Source organism: Mesorhizobium sp. M7A.F.Ca.CA.002.05.1.1, assembly GCF_003998335.1.
Lineage (GTDB): Bacteria > Pseudomonadota > Alphaproteobacteria > Rhizobiales > Rhizobiaceae > Mesorhizobium.
The window spans coordinates 1-1,704 of sequence record NZ_RZQI01001106.1; the positions used below are offsets into that span (position 1 = coordinate 1).

Sequence of the window (1,704 nt, forward strand, 5' to 3'; positions counted from 1 at the left end):
CTCTTCCCCACGCGCGGCAAATGCGCCAGACTCGGGCATCGACAGGGTTTCGATGCCCCTGTCGCGGGAGGGGTCGTTCATGAATTTCGTGTTCTTCTCGCCGCATTTTCCCGCCAACGGCGCGGATTTCTGCGACCGTTTGAAGAAGGCCGGGGCCAGGGTGCTCGGTATCGGCGACGCGCCCTATGACGCGCTCGACGCCAAGCTGAAAGCAGCCCTTTCGGAATATTACCGCGTCGCCAACATGGAAGACTACGATCCGGTGTTTCGGGCGATGGGGCATTTCGTCCATAAATGGGGCCGTATCGACCGTTTTGAATCGCTCAACGAACATTGGCTTGAGCTGGAAGCCAACATACGCACCGACTTCAACATCTACGGCACCAAGCTCGATTTCGTGAAGAACCTGAAGCGCAAGAGCCGCATGCGTGCCTTCTTCCGCAAGAGCGGCGTCGACACCATCGCGCAGCGCAAATGCTCCGACCGTGCCGGGGCCATGACTTTCATCCGGCGCGTCGGCTACCCCGTCGTGGTCAAGCCCGACAGCGGTTCCGGCGCATCGAACACCTTCAAGATCTCCAACGCCAAAGAGCTCGACCAGTTCTTCCGGGACAAGCCCGAGGACGTGACCTTCGTCATGGAGCAGTTCATCGAGGGGCTGGTGGTGACCTTCGACGGGCTGGTCAACCGCGACGGCGAGGTGGTGCTGGCGGCCAGCCACCGCTACGACCAGAGCGTCATGGAGGTGGTCAACAAGGACCGCCATATGAGCTACACCTGCTTTCCCAGGATCAGCCCGGCGGTCGAGGAGGCCGGCCGCAAGATCCTGAAAGCATTCGACGTGCGCGAACGCTTCTTCCACATCGAGCTGTTCGAGACCAAGGACGACCGGGTCATCGCGCTGGAGGTCAACATGCGCCCGCCCGGCGCCTGGATGACCGATGCGATCAACTACACGTTCGACATCGATGTCTACGCGGCATGGGCCGACATGGTGGTCAGGGATGCCGCCGGCGGCCCTTACGAGGGGAAGTATTTCACCGCCTATGCCAGCCGCAAGCGACGCCTCCACTATTTGCACAGCCATGAGGACGTGCTAGCCGCGCAGCGTGACAAGATCGTCCACCATCAGGCCATCGAAGAGGTTTTCAGCCGCGCCATGGGAAATTACGCCTACCAGATGCGCTCGAAGGACGAAGCAGCGTTGCGTGCAGCGGTCGCGTACATCCACGCTGAAAAGGCGTGAGGCGATGGACATTTCCTATCACAAGAATTTCTCGAGCCAGCTCGGCCGCGACATGGAATACAAGCGCTACGGCCATGCCGGCCGGCCGGTGGTGGTGTTCCCGACCTCGCAGGGCCGGTTCTACCAGTTCGAGGATTCCGGCGGGGTGGGCGCACTGGCCGAATTCATCGACACCGGCCGCATCCAGCTGTTCACGGTCGACGGCGTCGATTCTGAATCCTTCTTCGACAAGCATGCCGACGCCGCCCACCGCATCGCCCGCCACGAGGCCTATTTCCGCTATGTGCGCGAGGAGGCGCTGCCGGACTTCCTGTCCACAGCCGAGCAGGCCAATGGCGGGCGCAAGCTGAAGCCGCTGTTCTCGGGCTGTTCGATGGGCGGCTATCACTCGTCGAACTTCGTCTTCCGCTTTCCTGAACTCGCCAGCGGCGTCATTGCCCTGTCGGGCGTCTATTCGG

General features: G+C 61.7%; 1 protein-coding gene and 1 pseudogene. Both read left to right on the plus strand.

The features are described from left to right. Nucleotides 1–1,246, plus strand: a 1,246-nt coding sequence (locus EN939_RS33005; RefSeq protein ID WP_245473259.1) for an ATP-grasp domain-containing protein, incomplete at its 5' end; no start/stop codon positions are given. A gap of 4 nt (nucleotides 1,247–1,250) precedes the next feature. Next, nucleotides 1,251–1,704, plus strand: a pseudogene (locus tag EN939_RS33010) (esterase family protein); the annotation flags it as partial.